The sequence below is a fragment of the Paenimyroides marinum genome (assembly GCF_900108395.1).
Taxonomy (GTDB): domain Bacteria; phylum Bacteroidota; class Bacteroidia; order Flavobacteriales; family Flavobacteriaceae; genus Flavobacterium; species Flavobacterium marinum.
Map to the genome: position 1 here is coordinate 67945 of NZ_FNXE01000005.1, position 26742 is coordinate 94686.

The window sequence follows — 26742 nt, forward strand, 5'->3', positions numbered from 1 at the left end:
GTTAAAAAATGATTGAATACTCGTTGTTAAAATGGGAGGTCGTCCTCGGTTCCCTGTGCTGTAAATCCGTTGTTGTCGGCTTGTTCAGTAGCCTGTGGGGTTTCGGCTCTCCTGCTACTTCCGTGCAGTTTGATGTTTGAGGTATGGAAATTCAAACCTGCTTTTGGTTCTCCGTCCTTGCCTGTCCACGCTCGGGTGCTTACTCGTCCTGTGAGTTCTACCAAAGTGCCTTTTGTCAGTAGCCTTGCCACGTTCGGGGTTATCCAATAGGCACAATCGAAGAATGTCGTTTGCTCAACTCGTTCGCCCTGCTTGTTCCGATAGCTGTCGTTTACTGCTACTGAAAAATTTACTACCTGTTTTTCGTTCGACAAGGTGCGTACCTCCGCATTTCTTGTCAGTCTGCCTGTGATGTTCATATCCTTTGATTTTTAGAGATTGATTTTTGATTTAATTTTTTTGATTTATTCGGCAATGAGAGGAGGTGCTGTTTCGTTTCATTACCATTTCCAATGCTTTTGATCTTCATACCTGACATTTTTTTTATTCGTGTAAAGAGCCGGAGTATGCTATGTTTCGTTTCACGAGCATAAAAGGTTCGTGTTTAGGCGACACAAGGTTTTGAAAAACAAATACTACCCAACGGGTGGAGATTTTTTTTCAAACTTGCTTGACCTTTTGTCGGCGTTAAGAACACGGAAATACCTTTGCTCTTGAAATGGGACAAAAGAGCATACGGCACTTTGGATAAAAACTATTGTGGAAGTGGGAAAATGGCATTGCAAAATGGTTTATAATGTATTGAAATAACACTTCCATTTAGCTGAATGGATAAATGTTTTTTTGTAGTAATGTGGCTTTATAGCCACTTTAACAGGGAGTTGAAAAATGTGTGAAAAGGGAATAGCAGACAGGAGCATTTTTCAATTTTCTGTTTCAGAAATAGCCAAAAGCTCTTTTACAGCGAGGGGATTGTGAGGGAAATGTAAATGTGCTTTGGTTATACAAAAAGTATGGGCATAAAAAAAGCAGGACTTTAATCCTGCTTCAATCTGATAAGTAAAGAATGTAGGGTTTTCTAAACTAAAACCTCTTCATCATCGTAAAATTCAAGGACATTAACGGCTTCGTTCAATAATTCTATTTCCTCATTTTCCGTTTGGATAAGAAACGCATTTTCCATTGCTTTGAATTTTGGTGCGACTAAATCCATATCCTTACTGATTTTTTGACTGGTAATCTTCGCATAAATCTGTGTGGTAGAAATATTTTTATGCCCCATCATTTTGCTTAAACTTTCAAGTGGAACACCCTCAGTCAAAAACATTGTGGCAAATGTATGGCGAGCGGTGTGGAAAGTAACCTTTTGTTCGGTAATGATACCCGCTTCCTCAATAAGTTTACTGATATGCTTATTACAAGTCGCATTGCACGGCATCGGGAATACAAAATCATTTTTCGTAACTCCCCGATATTTCTCAATAATGCGTTTAGGAATTTCTAAAAGACGGACGTTGGACGAAACATCTGATTTCTTCCTCCTGCTGATTATCCATTGGTGTCCGTCAAAGAACGACTGAATATTGCTCCATTTCAGTTTCTTAATATCAATGTAAGAAAGCCCTGTAAAGCAACTGAAAATAAAGAGGTCTTTAACAAGTTCATATCGGGGCTTTGAGGGTTTTAAAAGCAATAAGGTTTCTACATCCTCTTTTAAAAGGTAGCTCCGGTCGGTTTCCTCCATACTGATTTCATAATCCTCAAACGGATTATCTCGTATCAAACCTTTTTTGATAGCCAGTTCTGCCAAAGCAATAACAGGCATTGTGTAAACCCAAACCGTATTGTGGGTACATTCCTTATCAATACGAAGAAAAAAATCAAACTCCCGGATAAAATCCGAAGTGAGCTCACGGAAAGCCATATCATCCCGGTGGTAACGCTCCCTTATAAATTCGCTAAGGTGGTTGTAAACTGTGCTATACTTACTATAAGTGCTTTGGGAGCGTTTTCCCTTATCAACCAATTTTTTAAATTCGTTGTTCTGGTCGTTGAAAACCTTTAATATGGCATCATCCATTACACCTACACCGAGAAATTTAATCTTTACTTTCTGTGCGGTTGCAAAGCCCTCGTGTTTTAGCATATCTTCATAAATCTTGTCGATACGCCCACGTATATTGTCTAATTTTTGATTAATGCTTAAAGCTTTGGCACTCTTGCCCTCAACTCTTCCGAACTTCAAATCCCAAACAGCAGGGTCAATTTCCAACTTTGTACCCATTGTTTTGGGTGTTCCGTCAATGGTAATACGTGCCATAATCGGTGCATTACCGTTCTTTTTAAGCTCGTTCTTTTTTAGGTAGAAAAGGAGTTTGTACGTTGATTTTTTTGTCTGCTCCATAACTCAAATGTTTAATGTTTAAAATTAAATTACATTGAGTTACAAGGAAATATAAAAAAGGGTGCAAAACACTGAAATATAACCCGTTAGATAGTATCGTTACTGACCTCAATCGGTAACGATTTAGTAACCTAACCTTGTCAATTTAAGCCTAAAATCATTCAGACACGGACTTCCAATTCAAGACTACCATTTTATAAAGCATTGTTTATAAACGGGTTTAACCGTTTTGCTTATCTTTGCATTTTAATAATCTTTTTTAAAAAAAAAAAATGATTATTTAATTTTTTTGTTAACTTTAACATAAATATAAAAAATAAAGTTGATGAAAAAATTATTTGCAGAATTTTTCGGAACCTTTTGGTTGGTTTTCGGAGGATGTGGAGCCGCTGTATTTGCAGCAGGAGTTCCAGAAATCGGGATTGGTTTAGCCGGTGTGTCATTGGCATTTGGTTTAACTGTTTTAACAATGGCTTATGCCGTGGGGCATATTTCGGGTGGTCATTTTAATCCGGCGGTTAGTTTTGGTTTATTGGCAGGAAGCAGATTTCCAGCAAAAGATTTAGTTCCGTATATCATTGCACAAGTGCTTGGCGCTACTGCGGCGGCAGGTTGTTTGTATTTAATTTTAAACGGAGCCGGAGCTTTTTCTACAGAAGGGGCAGGAGCCTTTGCAACCAACTTTTACGAAATGGAAGGATACGCAGGTAGAAGCTATAGTATGGGTGCTGCTTTTTTAGCTGAATTCCTTCTAACAGCTTTTTTTCTGATTATTATTATGGGAGCAACGGATAAATGGGCAAATGGTAAATTCGCAGGTGTTGCCATTGGTTTGGCACTAACGCTGATTCATTTAATTTCAATTCCTGTTACCAATACATCGGTAAATCCGGCACGTTCTACTTCACAGGCACTTTTTGTACAAGGAGAAGCGTTAACACAATTATGGTTGTTTTGGTTGGCACCTATTGCAGGAGCTATTGTGGGCGGATTGATTTATAAGTTTTTATTACAAAAAGAAGAAGCCTAATTTTCTTTAATATTTTAAATTAAAGCTGTCTGATTTCCAGACAGCTTTTTGTTTTATAATAGTTTATTTATTTTATACCAATTATATTAACTTTGCAGCTTACATTTCATTATTTATGATTTATTCAATGACAGGTTTTGGCAAAGCATCGGTGCAGTTGCCATTAAAAAAAATTACGGTAGAAATTAAATCGCTTAATTCTAAAAATTTAGATTTAAGTGTGCGTTTGCCACAAGGATACAAAGAAAAAGAACTTGAAGTCCGCAATGTTATGGCACAACAGTTAGAACGAGGAAAAGTAGAATGTTCTGTATATGTTGAGGTTACCGGCGAGGAAACATCGGCAACGTTGAACGCACCTATTGTGAAAGCGTATATTGCACAAATGCGGAACATTATTCCCGATGCCGATCCTACAGAATTAATGAAAATGGCTGTTCGCATGCCCGATGCATTAAAAGTAGAACGTTGCGAAGTAGATGAGGAAGAATGGAACGAAATTGTAAAAGTTTTAAATCAGGCGGTTAAAAACATCAATGAATTCCGTAAGCAGGAAGGAGAAAAGTTAGGGAATGATTTTACAGAGCGTATCAACAACATAAGAAGTTATATGAAAGAAATAACAACTTATGAAAATGACCGTATTGTAACCGTAAAAGAACGTTTACAGCAAAACCTGAAAGAGTTAGAGGTAACAATCGATGAAAGTCGTTATGCGCAGGAAGTAGTCTATTATATCGAAAAATTAGACATCAACGAAGAAAAAGTGCGGCTAACCAATCATCTAGATTATTTTATAGAAACCATGGATGCCCACGAACAAAGCGGCAGAAAATTAGGTTTTATTGCACAAGAAATGGGTCGTGAGATCAATACCATGGGGTCTAAATCAAATCATTCCGAAATGCAGAAACTGGTAGTGAAGATGAAAGATGAACTGGAAAAAATTAAAGAACAGGTTTTAAACATTCTGTAATCACAACAAACAAAAATGACAACACAACAAGGAAAATTGATTGTTTTTTCGGCACCGTCTGGTTCGGGCAAAACAACAATTGTAAAACATTTGCTTACCCAGCCACAATTGCATTTAGATTTTTCTATATCGGCAACATCAAGATATATGCGAAACGGAGAAATCAACGGCAAAGATTATTATTTTATTTCGGCTGAAGAATTTCAAAAAAAAATAGCAGAAAATGCTTTTTTGGAATATGAAGAGGTTTATAAAGACAATTATTACGGAACGTTAAAAACCGAAATTGAACGCATTTGGGAAGAAGGCAAACACGTAATTTTTGATATTGATGTGGTGGGCGGATTGAATATTAAAAGCCAATATCCGGAACAAACGTTGGCAGTATTTGTCAGTCCGCCATCAGTTGAAGAATTGGAGCGGAGATTAAAATGCCGCCAGACAGAAAGCGATGAAAAAATTGCGATGCGTTTAGAGAAAGCTGAACGAGAGATTTCGCGTGCACCCGAATTTGATGTCATTTTAGAAAACCACGATTTAGAAACGGCTAAAAGAGAAGCCTGTCTTTTGGTTTCAAACTTTTTAAATAACTAACAAATGAAGGTAGGGCTGTATTTTGGAACATTCAATCCAATACACATAGGACATTTAATCATTGCCAATCACATAGTTGAAAACAGCAATTTAGATCAGGTGTGGATGGTTGTTACACCTCACAATCCCTTAAAAAAGAAAACAGGTTTATTAGAAGATTATCATCGCTTACAAATGGTTCATTTAGCAACCGAAGGTTATGATAAAATAATGCCCAGCGATATTGAATTTAAACTGCAGCAGCCTAATTATACCGTAAATACGTTGGCACATCTGCACGAAAAATTCCCTAAACATACTTTTTCACTGATAATGGGTGAAGATAATCTGAAGTCATTAAAAAAATGGAAAAACTACGAAGTAATTGTCAAAGATTATGATTTGTATGTATATCCCAGAATTTCAACAGATGTAATTCCGCAGGAATTTGTAAACCATCCAAACATCCACAAAATTACGGCACCTATTATTGAACTGTCATCAACTTTTATAAGAAACAGCATCAAAGATAAAAAGAACATCCGCCCCATGTTAGACACAAAGGTTTGGGAATATATTGATCATAATTTGTTTTATAGAAAGTAAACATAGAGCAATAAAAAGATTCTTTAAAAACACCACCCGATACGAAATATCGGGTGGTGTTTTAGTATTTAATCACGTAGTTTTAGTTCTTTACCCTAACACTATCATGTGCGTGTGTTTCAATACCGTTGTTCCATAAAGTTAAAATATCTGTAGCTACTGCAGCACCACTTCCGGCGGCAATTGCCAACTGACTGCGGTGACCTGCCAATGTTCCGGCCACATAAATATTTTTTGTAACCAAATGGTCGTTGTTTTCTAACTGAATGCGGTTTTTTTGGGGGAGTGATTTTTTATGTGGAATTACGTAAGGCTGCAAACATCCATCAATTGTAAACGGATTGCTTGAGTTTACAGCAATTACAGCAATCTTGGTTTCGTAAATGTTTTGGGTAGTGGTTACTAAAAAATAATCGGCTTCTTTAACAACAGACAGCACGCGCTCATTTACAATTTGCGTAATATGTGGGTATTGTGTTTTTAAATCGGTTGCTGTTTGGTTTAATAAATCGGCACCTAAAGTTCCCGGGGCAATTCCGTAGGCGTTATTAAAGAGAGCATCTTGTAGCATAGATGTCTTTTGGTGCAGAATAATTCCTATGTTTTTATCGGCTACAAAAGGTTTTTCTTTAGCAGAACCTAATACCAAGGCACATGAAACGCCCGACACGCCACCGCCAATTATTAAACAATCAAACATTACTCTTTGTTTTTGTTGTCTATTGCTTTAGAAGTATTAAAAATAAGTAATAAAATCACTGCACATAAAACAGCAAAAATACAAATTAGGGCAACAACGCTTTCGCCCTGAAATAAATTGTTAAAATCTAATTTTGTAATGTTTAATACAATCAAAGCAATAGCAATGGCTATAACTATGTATGTAACGTATTTCATTATTGATTTATTTTGTTGATAGGGAACGAAAGTACAAAATATTTAATTAGTTAAACAAGCCTTTAACATTAGCGGCGAATAATTTAACAGCGATAGCTAAAAGCACCACGCCAAAAACTTTGCGGATAACACCTAAGCCATTTGAGCCAATTAAACGTTCTATAGTCCCTGAAAGTTTTAAAACCACATACACTACGATAATGTTCAGAATGATTGCGAAAACAATATTTATGGTTTGATACTCAGCACGCAATGCTAAAATGGTTGTCATAATACCCGGCCCGGCAATCAAAGGAAATGCCAATGGAACAATAGAGGCTGTTTTAGGCTCTTCATCGCGATACAGGCTAATGCCCAAAATCATTTCTAATGCTAAAAAGAAAAGTACAAAAGCACCTGCCACGGCAAAAGAATTGACATCGATACCAATTAAATTTAAAATACGTTCACCCACAAATAAAAAAGCAATCATGATACAAGCGGCTACAATGGATGCTTTTTCTGACTGAATTTTTCCAACTCTTGATCGTAAATCAACAATAATAGGGATCGATCCCAAAATATCAATAACGGCAAACAAAATCATACCGGCTGTAAATATTTCTCTAAAATCAATTTCCATTGCGTCTTATATTTTTTGCAAAGGTATTTATAATCAGATAAAAATTAAGAAAAAAACAGCCGTTTATTTTTTAGTTTTTTAAGATTACTCATAAACTACTAAATAATTGTAACTTTGCAGCTGTAAATGAATTGATGTATGTTTCAGATTGGAAAAACAATTGTTTCAGATGATGTTCTTGAAAAAGAATTTGTTTGTAACCTGACAGCCTGTAAAGGACAATGTTGTATAGACGGAGATGCCGGCGCGCCTTTAGATAAAGACGAAACTGCTATTTTAGAAGAGATTTACCCTAAAATTAAATCGTATTTACGTGCCGAAGGAATTGATGCCATTGAGCAACAAGGTACCTGGGTGGTTGGTGAAGACGGAGATTTTGAAACACCTTTAATCAACAATAAAGAATGTGCCTATGTTATTTTTGACGGCGACACGGCTTTGTGCGGTATAGAACAAGCATATAACGAAGGATTGATTAAATGGAAAAAACCTGTTTCGTGTCATTTATATCCCATCCGCATAAAAGAATATTCGCAATTTTCAGCGGTAAACTATAACCGTTGGCATATTTGTGACGATGCCTGTGTGTTGGGAAAAGAATTAGAGGTACCTGTTTACAAGTTTTTAAAAGAACCTTTAATCCGCAAATACGGCGAAGATTGGTACACAGAATTAGAGAACGTGGCTGCCGAATGGCAAAAGCAATCACTTAATAAAAAGTAATTGTAACGGATAATTAATAATGGCATGATGGCTTTTTAACAAATCACTGCCAATAATTCCGTGGACTTTTGGTAAATCATATTCGTTCAACGCAATGTTTACATGCGTTAAATCAAGCAGAATAATGTCAATGCCGTTCTTTTTCCATTTGCCTAACTGAATGTTGTTGTTTACAGAAATTTCAGCGTGCATTCCATTGGCACCGGCACCAGACGCTTTGGCTTTATGTGCTTTTGAAAGCAAATTAAAAAAAGTTTGTTCGGAACTGTCGATACAAGTGTTTGATGCACCGGTATCAATCAAAAACAATCCTTTTACGCGGTTGATTTTTGCCTGAACAAACAAATGGTTCGATTTGCGGATGCGAAACGGAATGCTGAAATAATCTTGCTGTTCTAAAACAGTTACAATATCGTTCATTAATTTTTTAAAAATTTGGTACGCAACAAAAATAGGTAATTGATATAATTTAACCACATAGAATGTGTCTAAAAACATTGAAGATAAAGTTTCCGTAGTTTTGCTATGAAGAAATAAAAATCTATGTGTTCTTTGTGGTAAAAACAAAAGCTAAAAAACAAAATGATTTTAATTGATACGCATACCCATTTGTATAGCGAAGAATTTCAAAACGACCGGTCAGAAATGATGCAGCGTGCACTGGCAGCTAATGTTCAGCATTTTTTTGTTCCGGCAATTGATTCTTCTTATTTTGAAGGGATGCAGCACATACAACAACACTATCCGCAAAATGTTCATTTAATGATGGGATTGCATCCTTGTTATGTAAAACCAGATACTTTTGAACAGGAATTGGCTTTTGTTGAACAAGAATTAAACAAGGGAACTTACGTTGCCGTGGGCGAAATCGGGGTGGATCTATATTGGGATAAATCTACTTTAAAAATTCAGCAACAGGCATTTCAAACGCAGATACAATGGGCAAAAAAACGGGGATTACCTATTAATATCCATTGCCGCGAAGCTTTTGATGAGGTTTTTGAAGTATTGGAACAGGAAAAAAGCGATGAGTTATTCGGGATTTTTCACTGTTTTACCGGTGATTTTGCACAGGCTCAGCACGCCATTGATCTGAATCTGCATTTGGGAATTGGCGGAGTAGCCACTTTTAAAAACGGAAAAATTGATCAGTTCTTAAATCAAATTCCGTTAAACCACATTGTTTTAGAAACCGATGCGCCTTATTTGGCACCGGTTCCGCATCGTGGCAAACGCAACGAAAGCAGTTATTTGGCACTGGTGGCTCAGAAACTGGCAGCTATCTATAATTTGCCGGTAACCGAAATTGCAGCACAAACAACAAAAAATGCATTAAATATTTTTAAATTGTAAATTGGAAGTATCTTTGTTTCAGTTACGAAAATATCAAACTATGTCTAAATTCGATTCGATACGTTTTTACCATGACGAAGAAGTGCCCGGAATACTTCAGAATATCGCACATCATCCAATGGTAAAATCGTTGATAGAGTACACGTTTCCAGAATATTCCAACGAACAGGTTGCACAACTTGTAAACAGCATACAAAGCATTCGTGATTTTCAATCAAAAATCATTTATCACACCTTACAGCGTGTTTTGGAAAATTCATCTGAAGGACTAACCAGCTCAGGATTTGATAAATTAGATGACAACACCTCTTACTTGTTTATCTCAAACCACCGCGATATTTTATTAGACACCAGTTTTTTAAACGTTTTGCTGATGGAACACGGCAAAATAATGACGGGTTCGGCGGTAGGCGATAATCTGGTACAGAAACAATTGTTTATGGATTTGGCGAAACTAAACCGTAACTTTATTGTAAAACGCGGACTTTCGCCTCGTGAATTGTTAGATAGCAGCAAGTTGTTGTCTGAATATATGTGTTATTTATTGAAAGAAGAAAACCGTTCGGTTTGGATTGCACAGCGCGAAGGACGTACGAAAGACGGTAACGATGCTACCCATCAGGGGGTATTGAAAATGATTGGAATGGCTTGCGATGAAGCGTCAATGATGGATTATTTTAAGAAACTGCGTATTGTTCCGGTTAGTATTTCTTATGAATACGACCCAACAGATAAATTGAAAATGCCACAGTTAATGGCAAAGCTTTCAGATGAATTATACATTAAAGACAAAAATGAAGATTTCTTGAATCTAATGAGTGGGGTTGTTGGTCAAAAAAAGCGTATTCACTTGCATATTGGCAATGTTTTAGACACAGAACTTGATGAGATTAAAAACGAAACATCAAATGTTAATAAGCAGATACAACTGTTGGCAAAAGTAATCGACGCACAAATTGTGGGTAATTACAAACTGTGGCCAACCAATTATATTGCTTATGATTTACTGAACAATACCGATCGTTTCAGAACAGAATATTCCGATAAAGAAAAACAATTGTTTTTACGTCGTTTAGAACTTAAAGTAGATAAAAATAATGAAACAGTGGTTGAAACGTTTTTAGAAATGTACGCCAATCCTGTTGTAAACAAACTAAATCTGCAAAATGTATAAACCTGCTATTCTTTTAATATATACGGGCGGCACCATTGGTATGGTTAAAGATTTTACAACCGGTACCCTAAAAGCGTTCAATTTTGACCAGCTATTAGAACGCATTCCCGAATTACAGTTATTAGATTGCACCATTGACACGTATTCGTTCGATGACCCTATTGATTCCTCCGATATGAATCCCGAGCATTGGATAACCATTGCAGAAGTCATCGAAAAAAATTACAATGATTTTGACGGATTTGTAGTATTGCACGGATCCGATACCATGTCATATACTGCATCGGCATTGAGCTTTATGCTTAAAAACCTTTCAAAACCCGTTATTTTCACAGGTTCACAGTTACCCATTGGCGATTTGCGAACCGATGCCAAAGAAAACCTTATTACAGCAATACAAATTGCCGGATTGCAAGAAAATAATCAATCGGTAATTAAAGAAGTAGGCTTGTATTTTGAATACAAACTATACCGTGGCAACCGTACCACAAAAATTTCAGCCGAACATTTTAATGCGTTTACTTCGCCTAATTTACCACATTTGGCAGAATCGGGTGTGCATTTAAAAGTGAACGAACATTTGTTAGATGATTTTTATACCTCGAACCGGTTAGAAGTTCAGAAAGAATTAGATACCAATGTGTTTGTTTTGAAAATATTTCCCGGAATCACCCAGAGTGTTTTAGAAGCGGTTTTAAACATTCCCGGTTTAAAGGGTGTTGTTATTGAAACCTTTGGATCAGGCAACGCACCCACACAATTCTGGTTCATCAATACACTGCAAAAAGCCATAGACCGCGGTATAAAAATTGTAAATGTAACTCAGTGTTGGGGGGGCAGTGTGGACATGGGTAAATACGAAACCGGAAGTGCTTTAAAGCAAATAGGTGTCATCTCAGGGTACGATATTACCACCGAAGCCGCCATTACAAAAATGATGATTTTACTGCCAAAGAATTTATCAACCGAAGAATTCTCTAAAGCTTTTCAAATAGCACTTTGTGGCGAATTGATAAAACAGTAACGAATCTGAATCAGGTTCGTTTTTTTATGCTTTTTATAGAAATATTTTGTGTAAATTAACCGTTATCTATTTTAAATAGGAGTGATTATGAAAAAGGGAATGATAGTGTTTTTTAGTTGCATTTCATATTTTGCAAACGCTCAGGAAACTGCGTGGCATTCAGAAAGTAAAAACATGGTAAAATGGAATGTTCTCGGATTAACTTCCTCAACTATTTCCTTGCAATACGAACGGTTAATTGCATCTAAAACAAGCCTTGCCGCTACGATCAACATGATGCCTAAACGTAGCATTCCGTTTTTTAAAACCGTAGAAGATATTGTAAAAGACAAAGGAGCTATTGATATTTTAAAAGATGTAAAAATGAACGCGTTTTCATTTACTCCCGAAGTCCGTTTTTATGTAGGTAAAGAAGGAATGCAGGGTTTTTATATAGCCCCATTTCTCCGCTATGACCGCTTTGCTGTAGATATACTGGTAGATTATATTTACAATGATCAAATAGAGTATGTAACCATTAACGGAAATGTGGACGGCTTTTCCGGTGGATTGGCATTTGGTACACAGTGGCGGTTGGCATCGCAATGGTATGTTGATGTTACTTTTGTGGGGGCAAGTTATGGTTTTGCATCGGGCGAATTAAGCGGGAAACGTACTTTAAACGCTGAAGAACAAGCCGAAATTCGCAAAGCCATTAACGATTTTGAACTACCTGTGGTTGACTATACCTATAATGTTTATGATCAAGGGGTCGATGTTAAAATAAAAGGTCCTTGGGCAAATGTCAAATTAGCGGTGGCTGTGGGGTATAGGTTTTAATCGGGCACTTTTTAAAATCATTTTAAACCTATTAAACTATCTGTAATTTTCAATTTATAAGTGCTGCTTTGGTCTCCATTTTGTATAAATGACCAAAAGTCTTGAGCTTTAAAATTTCCTTCGATTTTGTTTCCTTCAATATATAGATCAATAAATTTAAAGTCATTGATAGAATCCTTAAAGATGTCTCTGGGATCGTCATGCATACCAATTAATCCACTGCCATCTTTCATTATTCTTTCAGTTGTAGCAGGATATACAATAACAGATTGTAAGATACTGTCGTTGTGTTTTTGAAACTTAATTTCAATAGGAAATTCCACTGTTTCATTTTTAACATCATAATAATAAACACCTGTATAATCACAACTGGAGAAAAGTGAAATGGTAGCAGATAATAAAAATGCTTTTTTCATGATTAATTATCTTTCATCAAAAGTAGAAAAAATATCGTAACTAAATTAAGTGCTGCTATTTAACCGAAATTCCGTAAATTCGCACATTGAATTAAAAAACAGTACAATGAGCACTAAATTCACAGAATATAAAGGGCTGGATTTGCCAACGGTAGCAAGCGAAATGTTACAGTATTGGAAAGAACAGTCTATTTTCAGCAAATCGGTTACTTCTCGCGAAGGAAATCAACCATTTGTGTTTTTTGAAGGGCCGCCATCGGCAAACGGAAAACCCGGTATTCACCACGTGATGGCTCGTGCTATTAAAGATATTTTCTGCCGATACAAAACCCAGAAAGGTTTTCAGGTAAAACGTAAAGCTGGTTGGGATACCCACGGATTGCCCGTAGAATTAGGTACTGAAAAAGAATTAGGCATTACCAAAGAAGATATTGGAACAAAAATTTCGATAGAAGAATACAACGAGGCGTGTAAACGTACCGTAATGCGCTATACCGACTTATGGAACGATCTAACCGAAAAAATGGGTTATTGGGTAGATATGGAAGATCCGTACATTACCTACAAACCCAAATACATGGAAAGTGTTTGGTGGTTGCTGAAAGAAATTTACGACAAAGGATTGATGTACAAAGGCTATACCATTCAACCGTATTCGCCAAAAGCGGGAACCGGTTTGTCTTCGCACGAAGTAAACCAGCCGGGGTCTTACCGCGATGTTACCGATACCACTATTGTAGCACAATTCAAGACCATAGAAGATTCATTACCTGATTTCTTAAAAGGATTCGGTGCCATTGATATTATGGCTTGGACAACCACACCGTGGACGTTACCAAGTAATACCGCATTGACGGTTGGTCCAAAGATCGATTATGTGTTGGTAAAAACATTCAACCAATACACCAACCAACCAATAAATGTAATATTAGGTAAGCCTTTAGTTGCAAAACAATTTGCAGGTAAATTCTTCGCAGTTGAAACAGAAGAAGAGTTAGTGAATTATAAAGAAAACGATAAAAAAATTCCATACTTCATTGTAAAAGAATTTAAAGGAATTGATTTAGTAGGTATCCGTTACGAGCAATTGTTGCCTTATGCCTTGCCTTATGAAGATGCAGACAAAGCTTTCCGGGTAATTCCTGGAGATTTTGTAACAACTGAAGATGGTACAGGTATCGTTCACACCGCACCTACTTTTGGTGCCGATGATGCCAAGGTTGCCAAAGATGCTGGCGTACCGCCAATGTTGGTGTTAGATGATGCCGGAAATCCTGTGCCATTGGTAGATTTACAAGGGCGTTTTGTTGCTCAAATGGGCGATATGGCTGGGAAATATGTAAAAAATGAATATTACAACGAAGGCGAAGCACCCGAAAAATCGGTTGATGTGGAGATTGCAATCCGTTTAAAAGAAGAAAACAAAGCCTTTAAGGTTGAAAAATATGTTCACAGTTACCCGCATTGCTGGAGAACCGACAAGCCGATTTTATATTATCCGTTAGATTCCTGGTTTATCAAGGTAACGGAGGTAAAAGATAAGATGTTTGAATTGAATGAAGGAATCAACTGGAAACCCAAAGCCACCGGCGAAGGTCGTTTTGGAAACTGGTTGAAAAATGCCAACGACTGGAATTTATCGCGTTCACGTTACTGGGGCATTCCGTTGCCAATTTGGAGAACCGAAGATAAAACCGAAGAAATCATCATTGGGTCGGTAGAAGAGTTGGTTGCCGAAATCGAAAAAGCGATCGCTGCAGGTGTTCAGACGGTTAATCCATTTGCTGGTTTCGTTGTAGGCGATATGTCTGAAACCAATTACGATAAGATCGATTTGCATAAAAATGTGGTAGATAGCATCACGCTGATTTCTCCGTCGGGAAAACCAATGAAACGCGAAACCGATTTGATCGATGTTTGGTTTGATTCAGGTGCAATGCCTTATGCACAATGGCATTATCCATTTGAAAACAAGGAATTAATTGATAATCATCAATCGTTCCCTGCCGATTTTATTGCAGAAGGGGTCGATCAAACACGTGGTTGGTTTTATACATTACATGCCATCGGAACTTTGGTTTTTGGTGAAAAAGCGTATAAAAATGTTGTTTCAAACGGATTGGTATTGGATAAAAACGGACAAAAAATGTCCAAACGTTTAGGTAACGCAGTAGATCCTTTTGAAACTTTGGCAGAACATGGAGCTGACGCTACGCGTTGGTACATGATCTCAAACGCCAATCCTTGGGATAATTTAAAATTCGATTTGGATGGTATCACGGAGGTACGTCGTAAATTTTTCGGAACGTTGTACAATACGTATTCGTTCTTTGCGTTATATGCCAATATCGACGGATTTACCTACAGTGAAGACGAAGTGCCATTGGCAGACCGTCCGGAAATTGACCGTTGGATTTTATCGGAATTAAATTCGTTAAACAAAACGGTTGACGAAGCCTATGCCGATTATGAACCAACAAAAGCGGCTCGTGCCATTTCTGATTTCGTTCAGGAGAATCTTTCAAACTGGTACGTACGTTTATGCAGAAGAAGATTTTGGAAAGGCGAATATGCACAAGATAAAATAGCGGCATATCAAACGTTATATACGTGTTTGGTGACGGTTGCAAAATTATCGGCACCCATTGCACCATTTTTTATGGATCGTCTTTACAAAGATTTAACACAAACAACTGCAAAAGAATCATTTGAATCTGTACATTTGGCGGAATTTCCAAAATTTGACACTGAAATTGTTAATAAGTCGTTGGAAAGTAAAATGGAAAAAGCGCAAATTGTATCATCTTTAGTGTTATCATTGCGTAAGAAAGAAATGATTAAAGTACGCCAGCCGTTACAAAAAGTAATGATTCCTGTTTTAGACGAAAATCAAAAAGCAGAAATTGAGGCAGTTGCAGATTTAATCAAAGCTGAGGTAAATGTGAAGGAAGTAGAATTGTTAAGTGATGCTTCGGGAATTTTGGTAAAACAAATCAAACCGAATTTCAAAGCATTGGGTCCGCGTTTTGGAAAAGAAATGGGCAACATTGCAAAAGCAATTCAGAATTTCTCGCAGGAACAAATAGGTGAAATAGAGAAAAACAACGAAATTTCTTTGGAAATATCCGGAAATGTTGTTAAATTAACAAATGAAGATGTTGAAATTTCATCGCAAGACATCGAAGGGTGGCTGGTTGCCAATGCAAACGGAATTACCGTAGCTTTAGACATTACCATTACAGATGAATTGAAAAAAGAAGGAATTGCACGAGAATTGGTTAACAGAATTCAAAATATCCGTAAAGATTCAGGGTTTGAAGTAACCGATAAAATAAAAATTAAAATGCTGCAAAACGCAGTAGTCGAAGAAGCCGTTAAAGCAAATATTGATTATATAAAAGCCGAAACATTGACTGAATCGCTTGAATTTGTTGATGATTTGCAGAATGGTACAGAAATTGAATTTGATGATATAGTAACCAAAATTAATGTTTCAAAATAAATGGATTAGTTATGGAAAAGGAGAATGTACAAGTAAGATATTCAGACGCAGATTTAGCAGAATTCAAAGAAATAATCTTAAAGAAGATAGAAAAAGCACAAGCCGATTTAGAATTGATTAAAAGTGCTTATATGAATGATTTGAATAACGGAACCGATGACACATCGCCAACGTTTAAAGCGTTTGAAGAAGGCAGTGAAACGCTTTCTAAAGAAGCAAATTCACAATTGGCAATACGCCAGGAAAAATTTATCCGCGATTTACGCAATGCTTTAGTGCGTATTGAAAACAAAACGTATGGCATTTGCCGCGTTACAGGTAAATTAATCGAAAAAGAACGCTTAAAACTGGTTCCGCACGCAACAATGAGCATGGAGGCCAAATTACAGCAACGATAATTGATAAAACGCTCTTAATTAAGAGCGTTTTTTGCTATAAATACCTTACATTTGTGCAAATTTTTGCGTAGTATGTCGTTTAAGAAAGCACTTTTTTTAGCAATTATCGTTATCGTAATCGATCAGGTTTCAAAGATATATATCAAGACCCATTTTGCAATCGACGATTTTATAAAAGTCATGAATCTTGAGTGGTTCCGCATTCATTTTATAGAAAATGACGGAATGGCTTGGGGGGTTGAATTACCCGGAGATTATGGTAAATTGATCTTAACTTTGTTCAGAATTATCGCTGTGGGCGGAATTCTTTATTGGTTGCACGATTCGGTTAAAAAGAAAGGTTCTGCCATCTTAATCGTTGCCATTGCCTTGATTTTGGCAGGTGCGGTTGGTAATATTATCGACTCTGTTTTTTATGGCGTTATTTTTAACGACAGCCACGGACAAGTTGCCACCTTATTTAGCGATCAGCCTTACGGAACCTGGTTTCACGGCAAAGTGGTAGATATGTTTTATTTTCCTGTTTGGAAAGGATACCTGCCCGATTGGATCCCTTTTTGGGGCGGAAACTATTTTACTTTTTTCAATGCCATTTTTAACGTAGCCGATGCTGCCATCTCAGTCGGTGTGGGATTATTGATTCTTTTTAATAAAAAAGTTTTTAAATAAGGTTTCTTGCAAAAAGAAATCTTTTTATCTTTAAAGCATAAACAAAATAAAATTTATGGAAACATTTCAGTTAGTTGCTCAGTCAACAAAACAAGAACAAGCTGCTTTTTACAGAAAGACCTATCTGAATTTAGCATTTGGTTTAGTAGCCTTTGTAATTTTAGAAGCTGTTTTTTTACGCATTGAACCTTTAGTAAGTTTCATGTTAAGTTTAACACAAGGCTATTTATGGCTGGTTTTGTTAGGCGGATTTATGGGAGTGTCTTACATTGCTCAAAAAATGGCTTATAACGATGCCAGTTTATCTAAACAATATTTAGGTTATTTATTGTACATTGTTGCCGAAGCCTTAATTTTTGTACCGATACTTTACATTGCTATTTACTATACCGGAAGTCCGGAGTTATTGACACAGGCAGCAATCATCACCGGAAGTTTGTTTTTAGGCTTAACCTTTGTGGTTTTTAGCACCAAAGCCGATTTTTCATTTTTACGCAGTATTTTAGCCATTGGATTTTTTGTTGCAATTGGAGCCATCGTTGCCGGAATGTTGTTTAATTTTGATTTAGGCTTATGGTTCTCTGTAGGGATGATTGTTTTGGCGTCAGGATCTATTTTATACAACACCCACCAAATTAAAAACAATTTTGGAACCAACCAGTACATTGCAGCAGCTTTATCATTATTTGCATCTTTAATGTTGTTGTTTTGGTATGTGTTACGCTTACTGATGAGCAGAAATTAATATTAATACATTGAATCTATATTCACAATATAAAAGACAAAAAGCAATTACAAGGCTTTTAGTATAATGCTTTTATTTTGCTTTATTTTCTGGTTTCTCTCAAAGACAGAGGTTGCGGGTTTTGTACTGTTTGGTGTTGTGTATGAAATGGGAGTATTTCCTATGATACTTTTAGCAGTATTATGCACACTCTATTTTTTAGTGCGGTGGATTATGAACAGATTTACACTAAGTAAAATTTATATCTATGGTTTTTTATTAGGCGTTATTACTTTGCTGATAATGCGTTTTATATTCAGTATTACTTTAGATGGAATTACTTTAATGCCAAGATATAACTAAAAAGTCCCACACAAAGCGGGACTTTTTACAATAAAACTAACCAATTAAATTTTCTTTTTCATAACTTATATCGGTTAATCAATTAGTGTGCCAAAAATATTATTTTAATAGAAAAACTAAAAATATTGCCGGAATAAAATAAATTACAATGGTTCGTGCACCGTCGTAATCTTTTGCAATACGTTGCCCAAATAATAAGAAAAGCAAGGTAACGCAAGAAACAATTCCCGAGTATAAAGCTATTTCTTTGCAATTGTTAAATAAAAACCAAATTCCGGCAAGCGATAAAATTCCCGCAATAATTTCAAGAATTAAAATAAGCCCTAACGAAAACGGCACTTTATCTTCTAAAAACGTATTGGCAAAATGCGATTTTAACCAACCAACATTTCCGTTCCAATCTACAATTTTATCGTAACCCGATTGTAAAAAAGTAATTGCCAAGAACAATAAAATAAGTATTTCTGTAATGTAATTCATGTGTACGTTTATTTTTTGTAAAGGTAAAATTTATTTCGGGTTTTTACGAACGAAACTCTTTGTACTTAAAAAAGTACATAAAAAAACGGTAGTTACCTACCGCGTTTTACGCCTCTGCGTTGCTTATGTTCTTTGTGATGTTGCTTTTTTTGCTGTCCTGGTGCATATCGTTTTGCCGATCGGTCGCCACGCAATTTTTTTTCGTGCCCTGGTGGAAGTTTTCTACGCTCGTGGTGATGTGGCGGTCTTACTACGCAACTGGTAAAAGTTGCAGAAAATGTCAGCAACAATAAAAAAAGCGTTGCATAACGCGCTGTTCTACTAAATAATAACTTTTTCATATCACTAAAATTTAACTATCGTATTTGGTGTAATACAATAATCAAGCCGAACATCTTCTGTAAATACATCTTCAATTAGTTTTTCAGGATCGAAAAAAGATAATCCAATTTTTACGACATCAGGTTTGCATTTTGATAGAAACAAATCGTAAAAACCCTTGCCATAACCTACTCTGTTTCCAAAAACATCATAAGCTAATAGCGGAACAAAAACAACATCGATCTGGTTATCTGCAACTGAAAATCCGTTTTGGGGTTCGGGAATGTTCCACTCGTTCTTTTTAATTGTTACATTATCGGTCAGTAAAACGTGATTCATTGTTCGGGTTTCAAAATCAGATCTTGAGACTATTACGTTTTTGTCTTTTCCGTTTAAAATATGCAACAAATAATCGGTTTGTACTTCTTTATGCTCGTGAATCGATAAAAAAACGTGGTAATTTTCATAGTTCCAAACAGGTAATTTTAAGGCTTGATTGGCTATCTGCAAGCTTAAATCTTCAATTTCGTAAAAACTTAAAGTACTTCTTAGTTCTTTATATTTCTTGCGTAATTCTTTTTTATTCATCTTTTAATTTAGTTGAAATATGATAAACAGCATCTCCCTGAAAAACAATTGCTGCCTGATTGGTACAAATAATATATCCGTTATTTGGTGCAAGAATTTCCTCTTCAATCAACCCATAAGGATCGCTTATTTTTCCTAAAACTGCTCCTTCGTTTACATACGTTCCTGCTTCTATAAAATTGTGAAGCAAACCAGAATATTGTGCCCTAATCCAGGTAGAATTTTCTATACAAATCATTGGTTTTGTTGGTAGTTGCGAACTAAATGTTGTTTGCAGCATATTTAGGTTGTCTAAAAAACGCATAGAACCTTGAATGCCTTCTTCAATCACTTCTTCGTTAAGATCCAGTGCTTTGCCGCCTTCAAACAAAATATACTTTTTACCCAGTTTATCACAGGCTTCTCTGAACGATCCGTCAATATTTTTTGAATACAGCAGAAATTGGGTCGAAAAAGCTTCTGCCAATACATCTAATTCGGGATTATCTGGTTCGATACGAATTTGAGGAACGTTGAATCTGCCTCGTCCGCCTGCGTGAAAATCAATTACATAATCAACCACCGGAATAATATCCTGCATAATGCGATACGCAAAACGGCTTGCCAGCGAACCACTTGCCGACCCTGGAAATATACGGTTTAAATCTCGACCGTCAGGAAAATCGCGCGACTGGTTTACAAAACCAAACACATTAATTAAAGGCATACAAATAATGGTTCCGCAAGCCGGATAACTTATTCCGCGACGGATAATTTGGCGGATAATTTCAATTCCGGTCAGTTCATCGCCGTGTAAACCTGCCGAAAGTAATACCGTAGGTCCATCGTAAACCGATCGTGAAACAACAATTGGAACTTTTAGCTCGGTCATTGTATGCAACGTTGCAATGTTTAATTCAATGGTTTTGGTTTCGCCGGGAATAACGGTTTTTCCTAAAATTTCAAAATGTTTCGAAGTAAGCTCCATATCTTTAAATAAACTTTTTAAAGATAGTGTTTCAATTAATGTATTCAAAAAAGTTGACGTAAATTTGTTTGATAAGTCGTTTAATATGTCCACAAAACCAGATATTGCCTTACAGTTGCAAACACTTCCCAATCAACCGGGTGTTTATCAGTATTTTGATAAAGATCAAAAGTTGCTGTATGTTGGCAAGGCAAAAAACCTGAAAAAACGTGTGTCGTCTTATTTTAACAAAACGCACGACAATGCCCGTTTAAATGTTTTGGTGCGAAAAATTGTGACCATAAAACATATTGTGGTAGAAACTGAAACCGATGCGTTGCTGCTGGAAAACAATTTGATTAAAAATTTACAACCACGTTATAATATTTTATTGCGCGACGATAAAACCTATCCGTGGATTTGTATTAAAAACGAACGTTTTCCCAGAGTTTTTTCTACCCGAAATCTCATCAAAGACGGTTCGGAATATTTTGGACCCTACACCAGCGGCAGAACGTTGCATACCTTGTTAGATTTAATTCGGGAACTGTATCCTTTACGAAACTGCAATTATGATTTAAGTGTGCAGAACATTAAAAACGGCAAGTATAAAGTTTGTTTAGAATATCATATTGGCAATTGTTTGGGACCGTGTGAAGCATTGGAATCAGAAGAAGAATACCTGCACAAAATAAAAAGCATCCGCCAGCTTTTAAAAGGAAATTTTAAAGAAAACTTAAAAGATTTTAAAAAGTTAATGATGAATTATGCCGCAGAAATGAAGTTTGAAGAAGCTCAGCAAATAAAAGAAAAAATTCAGATTTTAGAGAATTATCAGGCAAAATCTACCATTGTAAATCCAAAAATCAACAATATTGATGTGTTTTCTATCGTGTCTGATGAAACAATGGCATACATCAACTTTCTGCAGATTGCACACGGAGCAGTCATTCGTTCACATACATTAGAACTTAAAAAACGATTAGATGAAACCGATGAAGAGTTGTTAACCCTTGCTGTTGTTGAAATCCGCGAACGTTTTAAATCGTTGACCAAAGAAGTTATTGTTCCGTTTGATGTTGATTTAGGCGAAAAAATAACCGTTACTGTACCTAAGTTAGGCGATAAGAAGCAATTGTTAGAATTAAGTGAACGCAATGCACGTTATTACCGTTTAGATCAGTTAAAACAGATAAAAATTGTAGATCCGGAAAGGCATACCAATCGAATTATGGCACAAATGAAATCGGATTTACGATTGAATAAAGAACCGCGACATATCGAATGTTTTGATAATTCAAACATTCAAGGAACCAACCCGGTGGCTGCTTGTGTGGTTTTTAAAGACGGAAAACCCAGCAAAAAAGAGTACCGTCATTTTAATATTAAAACCGTTGAAGGACCCAATGATTTTGCGTCGATGGAAGAAGTGGTTTTTCGTCGGTACAGAAGATTGTTAGATGAAGGTGAACCGTTACCTGATTTAATTATCATAGATGGCGGAAAAGGTCAGTTGAGTGCTGCATTAAAGAGTTTGGATATTTTAGGCTTGCGCGGAAAAATAGCCATTATTGGTATTGCCAAACGATTGGAAGAATTGTTTTACCCTGGCGATTCGGTGCCTTTGTATCTGGATAAAAAATCGGAAACATTGAAAATTATCCAGCATTTACGAAACGAAGCACACCGTTTTGGCATTACCTTTCACAGAAACCAACGCAGCAAAAATGCCATAGATAGCGGTTTAACCAAAATTCCGGGCATTGGTGATAAAACAATGGAAAAATTAATGATTCAGTTTAAATCTATAAAACGTTTAGGCGAAACTCCCAAAGAAGAAATTGTGAAACTGGTTGGTAAAAGTAAAGCCGAGAAAGTTGTTGCGTTTTTTGAAGCTGAAGGAAAGAGAATTAATTAAACTTGATAAGGTTTTTATATTCTTCGGTTAGGTTTTTTAATCGGATTTCTACATTTGTATCATTGAATTTTGAATGTCCAAATTCAATAAAAACGTCCTTGTTGAAAGAATGTAAATTAATATTTCGGAGTGTTGTTATTTTAATATCCGGATTATTTTGTTTCAATTCAATATTGTTTGACAGCAAAAGGGCAGATTTATAAAACTTAAAATTGCCTAGTTTAATAAATCCAACAATCAGAAAACTGTTTTCAAAAAAATATAAATCAGCCAATCTAAATCTGTAGTTTGGATTTCTTGCTCCACTTGTAAACACTCTACATTTTACAGAATTAACGATTTTGTTTAATTTTAGCTGTGAGTGAAGTATTTTATTGATTGTATTTTTTACCTTTTTATGATTTTCATTTCTTATTAAAAAAATAAGTCCAAAAAAAGTGACAAAAAACAGAATAGGGAATATTGCGTACATAATATTTGTTTAATTTCAAATGTACAAAATTCTTTCTCGCTTAATAAAAAACAAAAAACATTGTAACATTTCTGTCTAACAACATACTTACTAATAAAACAATCGGTACTTTTATAGTTCCTAAAAAACCAAAAACGATGATCGAAATAAAAGACCTTCACAAATCATATCAAATGGGAAAAAACTCCCTGCATGTTCTTAAAGGAATAAATTTCGATGTTAAGGAAGGCGAATTTGTTTCTATTATGGGAAGTTCAGGATCCGGAAAATCTACGCTTCTGAACATCATCGGGATTTTAGATGAAGCCGACGAAGGTTCTTATACATTAGACAACGTTCCTATTAAAAACCTGAACGAAACCATTGCTTCGCAATACCGCAACAAGTTTTTAGGTTTCGTGTTTCAGTCGTTCAACCTTATCAATTACAAAACGGCATTAGATAATGTGGCCTTACCTTTGTATTATCAGGGAATGGCAAGAAAAGAACGTATGGAACGATCGATGCATTACCTTGAAAAAGTAGGTTTGGCAAATTGGGCAAAACACTTGCCGAATGAAATGAGTGGTGGACAAAAACAACGTGTTGCCATTGCAAGGGCATTGGCTTCTGATCCGAAGGTTTTATTGGCAGATGAGCCAACAGGGGCACTGGATACCAAAACATCGTATGAAGTAATGGATTTAATTCAGCAGATTAACGATGAAGGAAAAACAGTGCTTGTAGTTACCCACGAACCTGATATTGCCGAAATGACCAAACGTATTGTGTTCTTAAAGGACGGTCAGATCGAAGAGGATAAACTGGTAAACCAAATAAGGGCTTCACAATATGTTTAGTATTGAAAGATGGCAGGAAATATTTGAAGGGCTGTATAAAAACAAGCTCCGAACGGCTTTAACCGGTGTTTCTGTAGCATCGGGAATTTTTATTTTGGTGATACTTCTCGGTGCAGGAAACGGAATCCAGAACGGAATTCAAAAACAGTTCGAACAAGATGCCGTTAACCGTGTTTCAGTTTGGCCCGGAGTTACCCAAAAGGAATATAACGGATTAGGCGTAGGGCGAAGCGTTCAGCTGCACAATGCAGATTACGATTTAGCTACCACGTTACTTAAAGATTATATTGAATACAAATCCGCGATTTTTTCGGTTTGGAGCGGAAACATCGTCTATAAAAAAGAAACCGGCACGTATCGGGTGGAAGGAGTTCATCCCGATTATCAGTTCATCGAAAATGCTTCGATAGTTAAGGGGCGTTTTGTCAATCAATCCGATAATGCTAATTATGAAAAAAACGTCATTATCGGACAAAAAGTCGCAAACGATTTGTTTAAAAACGGCGAAGATCCGTTAGGCGAACAATTGAATGTTTCGGGAATGATTTACAAAGTGGTCGGTGTTTATTCCGATCCTGGTGGAGAGCGGGAAGAAAGCCGGGTTTTTATCCCGATTGCTACTGCTCAAAAAGCATACAGTGCAGGTGACAGCATCCGCAGTATGGCTTTTACGCTCAAAAAAAGCGATCAGTTTGACAATGCCGTAGCCGAATCACATGAGTTTACGCAAAAATTGGAAACGTTTTTGAAAGCAAGGCATACGATCGCTCCCGATGATCAGGGTGCTTTATATATTAATAACTCGTTAGAACAGGCAAAAAATATTTACATAATAACCGGTGGTGTTCAGGCATTCTTTTGGTTTGTGGGAATTTGTACCATTATTGCCGGAGTGGTAGGTGTTGGTAATATTATGCTGATTATTGTTAAAGAACGAACCAAAGAAATCGGAATACGAAAAGCTTTGGGAGCATCGCCTATTTCAATTATCACAATGATATTGCAGGAAGCTGTTTTTATAACGGTTATTGCTGGTTTTTCGGGACTTATTTTTGGGTTAATTGTCTGGGAAATTGTCGGACCTTATGTAGAAGCCGACTTTTTTACGCGTCCCGAAGTTGATTTTAACGTGGCAGTTACCACACTTGTAATATTAATTGTAGCCGGAGCTTTTGCCGGATTTGTTCCTGCATACCGCGCGGCTAAAATAAGACCTATTGTTGCATTAAGAGGAGAATAATATGTTTAGCAGAGATAAATGGAATGAAATCATCGAGGCACTTTCTGCCAATCCGTTCAGAACGCTGATCACTGCTTTCGGAGTGTTTTGGGGAATTTTTATCCTGGTAATTCTTCTTTCTGCAAGCCAGGGATTGCAAAACGGAATCAAAAGACAAATGGGCGGTTTATCAACCAATACCATGTTTATGTGGACCAGCTCTACTTCAAAACCATACAAAGGGTTGCCACAAGGCAGAAATTATAATTTTAAAAACGGAGATGTAGATGCCATAAAAAGGGATATTGACGGATTGCTCTACGTGTCTCCGAGAAATCAGTTGGGCGGTTTCAGAGGAAGCAACAATGTGGTTAGAGGGACAAAAACGGGTGCTTACAACGTATATGGCGATTATCCCGAATTTATTCTGCAACAGCCAATGGATATTCTTCAGGGGCGGTTCATAAATTACGGCGATATTGAAAATAAACGTAAAGTTACTGTAATTGGCGAAGGTGTTATCAGGGAATTATACGCACCGGGCGAAGAGGTCTTGGGATCGTATATCAAGGTACAGGGCGTAAATTTTATGGTTGTGGGCGTTTACAAAAGTATTTCGAATATGGGCGGCGATGCAGAAGAAAGCCAGAAGCAGTTGTTTATACCGTTTACCACATTTCAGCAGGCGTTTAATTATGGCGATATAGTTGGATGGATGACGATAACAGCAGAAGACAATAAACCAATTACCGATTTAAAAGAAAGTATTTTTAAATTGTTAAAAAACCGTCACACAATTGATCCTACAGATGATCGGGCAATTGGTCATTTTGATTTGTATCAGGAATTTAAAAAGATTAACGGGTTGTTTTCTATTCTAACAGCAGTTTCTTACATCGTAGGGATTTTTATCCTTGGTTCGGGAATCATAGGAATTGTAAACATTATGCTCATCATCGTTAAAGAACGAACACAGGAAATCGGAATTCGCAGGGCATTGGGAGCAACCCCGGCAGTTATTATAAAACAAATCCTTACCGAATCGGTTGTGCTTTCGCTTGTAGCTGGTATGGCGGGAATTATTTTTGCCTCGTTGGTACTTTGGTTGATAAATTTTGGATTGGAAAAAGCTCCAAACAGTGACCAAATACCAATTGTAAATCCAAGTGTAAGTTTGGGTGTGGTGGTTATTGCTTTGCTGATATTGGTTGTTGCAGGGCTTTTAGCCGGCTTAATTCCGGCAATTACCGCTATTAAAGTAAAACCAATTGATGCGTTAAGAACAGAGTAATAAGGAGGAAGAATGAAAATAAAACAAACAGCAATGAACAACCTTTTGAAATTAGAAGAACTGGGACAATTTTTACTCTCAATTATCCTGTTCAGTCAGTTAGAATATGCTTGGTGGGTTTTTCCCGTTTGTCTTTTATTGCCTGATGTATCAATGATTGGCTATTTGGTCAATCCTAAAACTGGCGCGTGGATTTATAATTTTTTCCACCATAAAATGATTGCAGTTATCGTTCTGCTTTTGGGTTTTTTGTTGGATAATTCGTTGATTACTTTAGCCGGAGTGATTTTATTCGGACATTCGGCTATGGACCGGATTTTTGGATACGGACTGAAGTTCAACAATCATTTTCAAAACACCCATTTAGGTTGGGTTGGAAATCAAAATAAATAAAT

Annotated in this window: 29 protein-coding genes; 18 read left to right on the forward strand and 11 right to left on the reverse strand. The window is 36.5% G+C overall.

From position 1 onward, the window contains the following. Window positions 1–26: 26 nt before the first annotated feature. Together BLW20_RS03065 and BLW20_RS03070 are read right to left on the reverse strand one after the other, a co-directional pair. Window positions 27–419 carry a single-stranded DNA-binding protein gene (locus tag BLW20_RS03065; protein WP_091096227.1) on the reverse strand — a complete coding sequence of 131 codons (393 nt, stop codon included), beginning with the start codon at window positions 417–419 and terminating at the stop codon, window positions 27–29. A gap of 659 nt (window positions 420–1078) precedes the next feature. Then, a complete protein-coding gene (locus BLW20_RS03070; protein ID WP_245725262.1) occupies window positions 1079–2404 on the reverse strand; it encodes a site-specific integrase in 1326 nt (441 codons plus the stop codon). A gap of 325 nt (window positions 2405–2729) precedes the next feature. Here BLW20_RS03070 and aqpZ point away from each other — a divergent pair, with 325 nt between their 5' ends. From aqpZ to nadD, 4 genes are all read left to right on the forward strand, one after another. Continuing rightward, a complete protein-coding gene (aqpZ, locus tag BLW20_RS03075; protein WP_091096229.1) occupies window positions 2730–3434 on the forward strand; it encodes an aquaporin Z in 705 nt (234 codons plus the stop codon). A gap of 115 nt (window positions 3435–3549) precedes the next feature. Further along, entirely contained in the window at window positions 3550–4410 is an 861-nt protein-coding gene (locus BLW20_RS03080; RefSeq protein WP_245725263.1) for a YicC/YloC family endoribonuclease, read from the forward strand. 15 nt (window positions 4411–4425) lie between these two features. Further along, on the forward strand, window positions 4426–5004 hold the full coding sequence (gmk, locus tag BLW20_RS03085) for a guanylate kinase (protein ID WP_091096231.1): 579 nt from the start codon (window positions 4426–4428) through the stop codon (window positions 5002–5004). 3 nt (window positions 5005–5007) lie between these two features. Further along, window positions 5008–5589: a nicotinate (nicotinamide) nucleotide adenylyltransferase gene (nadD, locus tag BLW20_RS03090; protein WP_091096233.1), complete on the forward strand. Its 582-nt coding sequence runs from the start codon at window positions 5008–5010 to the stop codon at window positions 5587–5589. An 82-nt stretch (window positions 5590–5671) separates the two neighbouring features. Here the strand turns inward: nadD and BLW20_RS03095 are convergent, their stop codons facing one another. From BLW20_RS03095 to BLW20_RS03105, 3 genes are read right to left on the reverse strand one after another with little or no spacing between them, the layout of a single operon-like run. Then, on the reverse strand, window positions 5672–6289 hold the full coding sequence (locus tag BLW20_RS03095; protein ID WP_091096234.1) for an FAD-dependent oxidoreductase: 618 nt from the start codon (window positions 6287–6289) through the stop codon (window positions 5672–5674). Further along, a complete protein-coding gene (locus tag BLW20_RS03100; protein WP_091096236.1) occupies window positions 6289–6486 on the reverse strand; it encodes a hypothetical protein in 198 nt (65 codons plus the stop codon). The genes BLW20_RS03095 and BLW20_RS03100 overlap by 1 nt, the downstream gene beginning before the upstream one ends. Window positions 6487–6532: 46 nt before the next feature. Beyond that, window positions 6533–7108 carry a MarC family protein gene (locus BLW20_RS03105; RefSeq protein WP_091096238.1) on the reverse strand — a complete coding sequence of 192 codons (576 nt, stop codon included), beginning with the start codon at window positions 7106–7108 and terminating at the stop codon, window positions 6533–6535. Window positions 7109–7246: 138 nt separating this feature from the next. Here BLW20_RS03105 and BLW20_RS03110 point away from each other — a divergent pair, with 138 nt between their 5' ends. Then, a complete protein-coding gene (locus BLW20_RS03110) occupies window positions 7247–7831 on the forward strand; it encodes a DUF3109 family protein (RefSeq protein ID WP_091096241.1) in 585 nt (194 codons plus the stop codon). Here the strand turns inward: BLW20_RS03110 and BLW20_RS03115 are convergent. Beyond that, a complete protein-coding gene (locus BLW20_RS03115; RefSeq protein WP_245725264.1) occupies window positions 7814–8329 on the reverse strand; it encodes a retropepsin-like aspartic protease in 516 nt (171 codons plus the stop codon). The two genes, BLW20_RS03110 and BLW20_RS03115, sit on opposite strands and share 18 nt — an antisense overlap. A gap of 84 nt (window positions 8330–8413) precedes the next feature. Here BLW20_RS03115 and BLW20_RS03120 point away from each other — a divergent pair, with 84 nt between their 5' ends. The 4 genes from BLW20_RS03120 (at window position 8414) to BLW20_RS03135 (ending at window position 12201) form a co-directional block, all read left to right on the forward strand. Continuing rightward, window positions 8414–9184: a TatD family hydrolase gene (locus BLW20_RS03120; RefSeq protein WP_091096243.1), complete on the forward strand. Its 771-nt coding sequence runs from the start codon at window positions 8414–8416 to the stop codon at window positions 9182–9184. Window positions 9185–9224: 40 nt separating this feature from the next. Further along, on the forward strand, window positions 9225–10358 hold the full coding sequence (locus BLW20_RS03125) for a lysophospholipid acyltransferase family protein (RefSeq protein WP_091096245.1): 1134 nt from the start codon (window positions 9225–9227) through the stop codon (window positions 10356–10358). Then, window positions 10351–11382, forward strand: a complete 1032-nt coding sequence (locus BLW20_RS03130; RefSeq protein WP_091096247.1) for an asparaginase — start codon at window positions 10351–10353, stop codon at window positions 11380–11382. The genes BLW20_RS03125 and BLW20_RS03130 overlap by 8 nt, the downstream gene beginning before the upstream one ends. A gap of 87 nt (window positions 11383–11469) precedes the next feature. Beyond that, window positions 11470–12201, forward strand: coding sequence for a DUF3575 domain-containing protein (locus tag BLW20_RS03135; RefSeq protein ID WP_091096249.1), 732 nt, complete (start codon window positions 11470–11472; stop codon window positions 12199–12201). A 17-nt stretch (window positions 12202–12218) separates the two neighbouring features. Here the strand turns inward: BLW20_RS03135 and BLW20_RS03140 are convergent, their stop codons facing one another. After that, window positions 12219–12617, reverse strand: a complete 399-nt coding sequence (locus BLW20_RS03140) for a hypothetical protein (RefSeq protein ID WP_091096251.1) — start codon at window positions 12615–12617, stop codon at window positions 12219–12221. 106 nt (window positions 12618–12723) lie between these two features. Here BLW20_RS03140 and ileS point away from each other — a divergent pair, with 106 nt between their 5' ends. The 4 genes from ileS to BLW20_RS03160 all read left to right on the forward strand — a co-directional run bounded on the left by ileS (window position 12724) and on the right by BLW20_RS03160 (window position 17931). After that, complete coding sequence (gene ileS, locus BLW20_RS03145) at window positions 12724–16119, forward strand: isoleucine--tRNA ligase (protein ID WP_091096252.1); 3396 nt, start codon at window positions 12724–12726, stop codon at window positions 16117–16119. Between the two features lie 11 nt (window positions 16120–16130). Continuing rightward, a complete protein-coding gene (locus tag BLW20_RS03150; protein WP_091096255.1) occupies window positions 16131–16517 on the forward strand; it encodes a TraR/DksA family transcriptional regulator in 387 nt (128 codons plus the stop codon). A 72-nt stretch (window positions 16518–16589) separates the two neighbouring features. After that, window positions 16590–17186 carry a lipoprotein signal peptidase gene (locus BLW20_RS03155; RefSeq protein WP_091096257.1) on the forward strand — a complete coding sequence of 199 codons (597 nt, stop codon included), beginning with the start codon at window positions 16590–16592 and terminating at the stop codon, window positions 17184–17186. Window positions 17187–17241: 55 nt separating this feature from the next. Then, window positions 17242–17931 (forward strand): Bax inhibitor-1/YccA family protein, encoded by a 690-nt coding sequence (locus BLW20_RS03160; protein WP_091096259.1) that lies wholly within the window; start codon window positions 17242–17244, stop codon window positions 17929–17931. Between the two features lie 441 nt (window positions 17932–18372). Here BLW20_RS03160 and BLW20_RS03165 read toward each other — a convergent pair whose 3' ends face one another. The 4 genes from BLW20_RS03165 to BLW20_RS03180 form a co-directional block, all read right to left on the reverse strand. Then, window positions 18373–18753, reverse strand: a complete 381-nt coding sequence (locus BLW20_RS03165) for a DoxX family membrane protein (protein ID WP_091096261.1) — start codon at window positions 18751–18753, stop codon at window positions 18373–18375. Between the two features lie 92 nt (window positions 18754–18845). Next, a complete protein-coding gene (locus BLW20_RS03170; RefSeq protein WP_091096263.1) occupies window positions 18846–19094 on the reverse strand; it encodes a hypothetical protein in 249 nt (82 codons plus the stop codon). A gap of 4 nt (window positions 19095–19098) precedes the next feature. Further along, the gene (locus BLW20_RS03175) at window positions 19099–19662 is read right to left on the reverse strand and encodes a 5-formyltetrahydrofolate cyclo-ligase (protein WP_091096265.1); all 564 of its coding nucleotides are present in this window, start codon (window positions 19660–19662) and stop codon (window positions 19099–19101) included. Continuing rightward, the gene (locus BLW20_RS03180) at window positions 19655–20629 is read right to left on the reverse strand and encodes a succinylglutamate desuccinylase/aspartoacylase family protein (RefSeq protein ID WP_091096314.1); all 975 of its coding nucleotides are present in this window, start codon (window positions 20627–20629) and stop codon (window positions 19655–19657) included. The genes BLW20_RS03175 and BLW20_RS03180 overlap by 8 nt, the downstream gene beginning before the upstream one ends. Before the next feature lie 85 nt (window positions 20630–20714). Between BLW20_RS03180 and uvrC the strand changes: the two genes are divergently transcribed. The 5 genes from uvrC to BLW20_RS03210 all read left to right on the forward strand — a co-directional run bounded on the left by uvrC (window position 20715) and on the right by BLW20_RS03210 (window position 26740). After that, window positions 20715–22526 (forward strand): excinuclease ABC subunit UvrC, encoded by a 1812-nt coding sequence (uvrC, locus tag BLW20_RS03185; protein ID WP_091096267.1) that lies wholly within the window; start codon window positions 20715–20717, stop codon window positions 22524–22526. A 609-nt stretch (window positions 22527–23135) separates the two neighbouring features. After that, window positions 23136–23837 (forward strand): ABC transporter ATP-binding protein, encoded by a 702-nt coding sequence (locus BLW20_RS03195; RefSeq protein ID WP_091096271.1) that lies wholly within the window; start codon window positions 23136–23138, stop codon window positions 23835–23837. Then, window positions 23830–25077, forward strand: a complete 1248-nt coding sequence (locus BLW20_RS03200) for an ABC transporter permease (protein WP_091096273.1) — start codon at window positions 23830–23832, stop codon at window positions 25075–25077. Before BLW20_RS03195 ends, BLW20_RS03200 begins: the two co-directional genes overlap by 8 nt. 1 nt (window position 25078) lies before the next feature. Next, window positions 25079–26347 carry an ABC transporter permease gene (locus BLW20_RS03205; RefSeq protein WP_091096275.1) on the forward strand — a complete coding sequence of 423 codons (1269 nt, stop codon included), beginning with the start codon at window positions 25079–25081 and terminating at the stop codon, window positions 26345–26347. A gap of 12 nt (window positions 26348–26359) precedes the next feature. Further along, window positions 26360–26740, forward strand: a complete 381-nt coding sequence (locus BLW20_RS03210) for a DUF4260 domain-containing protein (RefSeq protein ID WP_245725265.1) — start codon at window positions 26360–26362, stop codon at window positions 26738–26740. Window positions 26741–26742 lie beyond the last annotated feature (2 nt).

Bases quoted from the DNA above. Each gene is read 5' to 3' on its own strand.
- BLW20_RS03065 (WP_091096227.1), bottom strand. From the start codon at position 419: ATGAACATCACAGGCAGACTGACAAGAAATGCGGAGGTACGCACCTTG.
- BLW20_RS03070 (WP_245725262.1), bottom strand. From the start codon at position 2,404: ATGGAGCAGACAAAAAAATCAACGTACAAACTCCTTTTCTACCTAAAA.
- aqpZ (WP_091096229.1), top strand. From the start codon at position 2,730: ATGAAAAAATTATTTGCAGAATTTTTCGGAACCTTTTGGTTGGTTTTC.
- BLW20_RS03080 (WP_245725263.1), top strand. From the start codon at position 3,550: ATGATTTATTCAATGACAGGTTTTGGCAAAGCATCGGTGCAGTTGCCA.
- gmk (WP_091096231.1), top strand. From the start codon at position 4,426: ATGACAACACAACAAGGAAAATTGATTGTTTTTTCGGCACCGTCTGGT.
- nadD (WP_091096233.1), top strand. From the start codon at position 5,008: ATGAAGGTAGGGCTGTATTTTGGAACATTCAATCCAATACACATAGGA.
- BLW20_RS03095 (WP_091096234.1), bottom strand. From the start codon at position 6,289: ATGTTTGATTGTTTAATAATTGGCGGTGGCGTGTCGGGCGTTTCATGT.
- BLW20_RS03100 (WP_091096236.1), bottom strand. From the start codon at position 6,486: ATGAAATACGTTACATACATAGTTATAGCCATTGCTATTGCTTTGATT.
- BLW20_RS03105 (WP_091096238.1), bottom strand. From the start codon at position 7,108: ATGGAAATTGATTTTAGAGAAATATTTACAGCCGGTATGATTTTGTTT.
- BLW20_RS03110 (WP_091096241.1), top strand. From the start codon at position 7,247: ATGTTTCAGATTGGAAAAACAATTGTTTCAGATGATGTTCTTGAAAAA.
- BLW20_RS03115 (WP_245725264.1), bottom strand. From the start codon at position 8,329: ATGTTTTTAGACACATTCTATGTGGTTAAATTATATCAATTACCTATT.
- BLW20_RS03120 (WP_091096243.1), top strand. From the start codon at position 8,414: ATGATTTTAATTGATACGCATACCCATTTGTATAGCGAAGAATTTCAA.
- BLW20_RS03125 (WP_091096245.1), top strand. From the start codon at position 9,225: ATGTCTAAATTCGATTCGATACGTTTTTACCATGACGAAGAAGTGCCC.
- BLW20_RS03130 (WP_091096247.1), top strand. From the start codon at position 10,351: ATGTATAAACCTGCTATTCTTTTAATATATACGGGCGGCACCATTGGT.
- BLW20_RS03135 (WP_091096249.1), top strand. From the start codon at position 11,470: ATGAAAAAGGGAATGATAGTGTTTTTTAGTTGCATTTCATATTTTGCA.
- BLW20_RS03140 (WP_091096251.1), bottom strand. From the start codon at position 12,617: ATGAAAAAAGCATTTTTATTATCTGCTACCATTTCACTTTTCTCCAGT.
- ileS (WP_091096252.1), top strand. From the start codon at position 12,724: ATGAGCACTAAATTCACAGAATATAAAGGGCTGGATTTGCCAACGGTA.
- BLW20_RS03150 (WP_091096255.1), top strand. From the start codon at position 16,131: ATGGAAAAGGAGAATGTACAAGTAAGATATTCAGACGCAGATTTAGCA.
- BLW20_RS03155 (WP_091096257.1), top strand. From the start codon at position 16,590: ATGTCGTTTAAGAAAGCACTTTTTTTAGCAATTATCGTTATCGTAATC.
- BLW20_RS03160 (WP_091096259.1), top strand. From the start codon at position 17,242: ATGGAAACATTTCAGTTAGTTGCTCAGTCAACAAAACAAGAACAAGCT.
- BLW20_RS03165 (WP_091096261.1), bottom strand. From the start codon at position 18,753: ATGAATTACATTACAGAAATACTTATTTTATTGTTCTTGGCAATTACT.
- BLW20_RS03170 (WP_091096263.1), bottom strand. From the start codon at position 19,094: ATGAAAAAGTTATTATTTAGTAGAACAGCGCGTTATGCAACGCTTTTT.
- BLW20_RS03175 (WP_091096265.1), bottom strand. From the start codon at position 19,662: ATGAATAAAAAAGAATTACGCAAGAAATATAAAGAACTAAGAAGTACT.
- BLW20_RS03180 (WP_091096314.1), bottom strand. From the start codon at position 20,629: ATGGAGCTTACTTCGAAACATTTTGAAATTTTAGGAAAAACCGTTATT.
- uvrC (WP_091096267.1), top strand. From the start codon at position 20,715: ATGTCCACAAAACCAGATATTGCCTTACAGTTGCAAACACTTCCCAAT.
- BLW20_RS03195 (WP_091096271.1), top strand. From the start codon at position 23,136: ATGATCGAAATAAAAGACCTTCACAAATCATATCAAATGGGAAAAAAC.
- BLW20_RS03200 (WP_091096273.1), top strand. From the start codon at position 23,830: ATGTTTAGTATTGAAAGATGGCAGGAAATATTTGAAGGGCTGTATAAA.
- BLW20_RS03205 (WP_091096275.1), top strand. From the start codon at position 25,079: ATGTTTAGCAGAGATAAATGGAATGAAATCATCGAGGCACTTTCTGCC.
- BLW20_RS03210 (WP_245725265.1), top strand. From the start codon at position 26,360: ATGAAAATAAAACAAACAGCAATGAACAACCTTTTGAAATTAGAAGAA.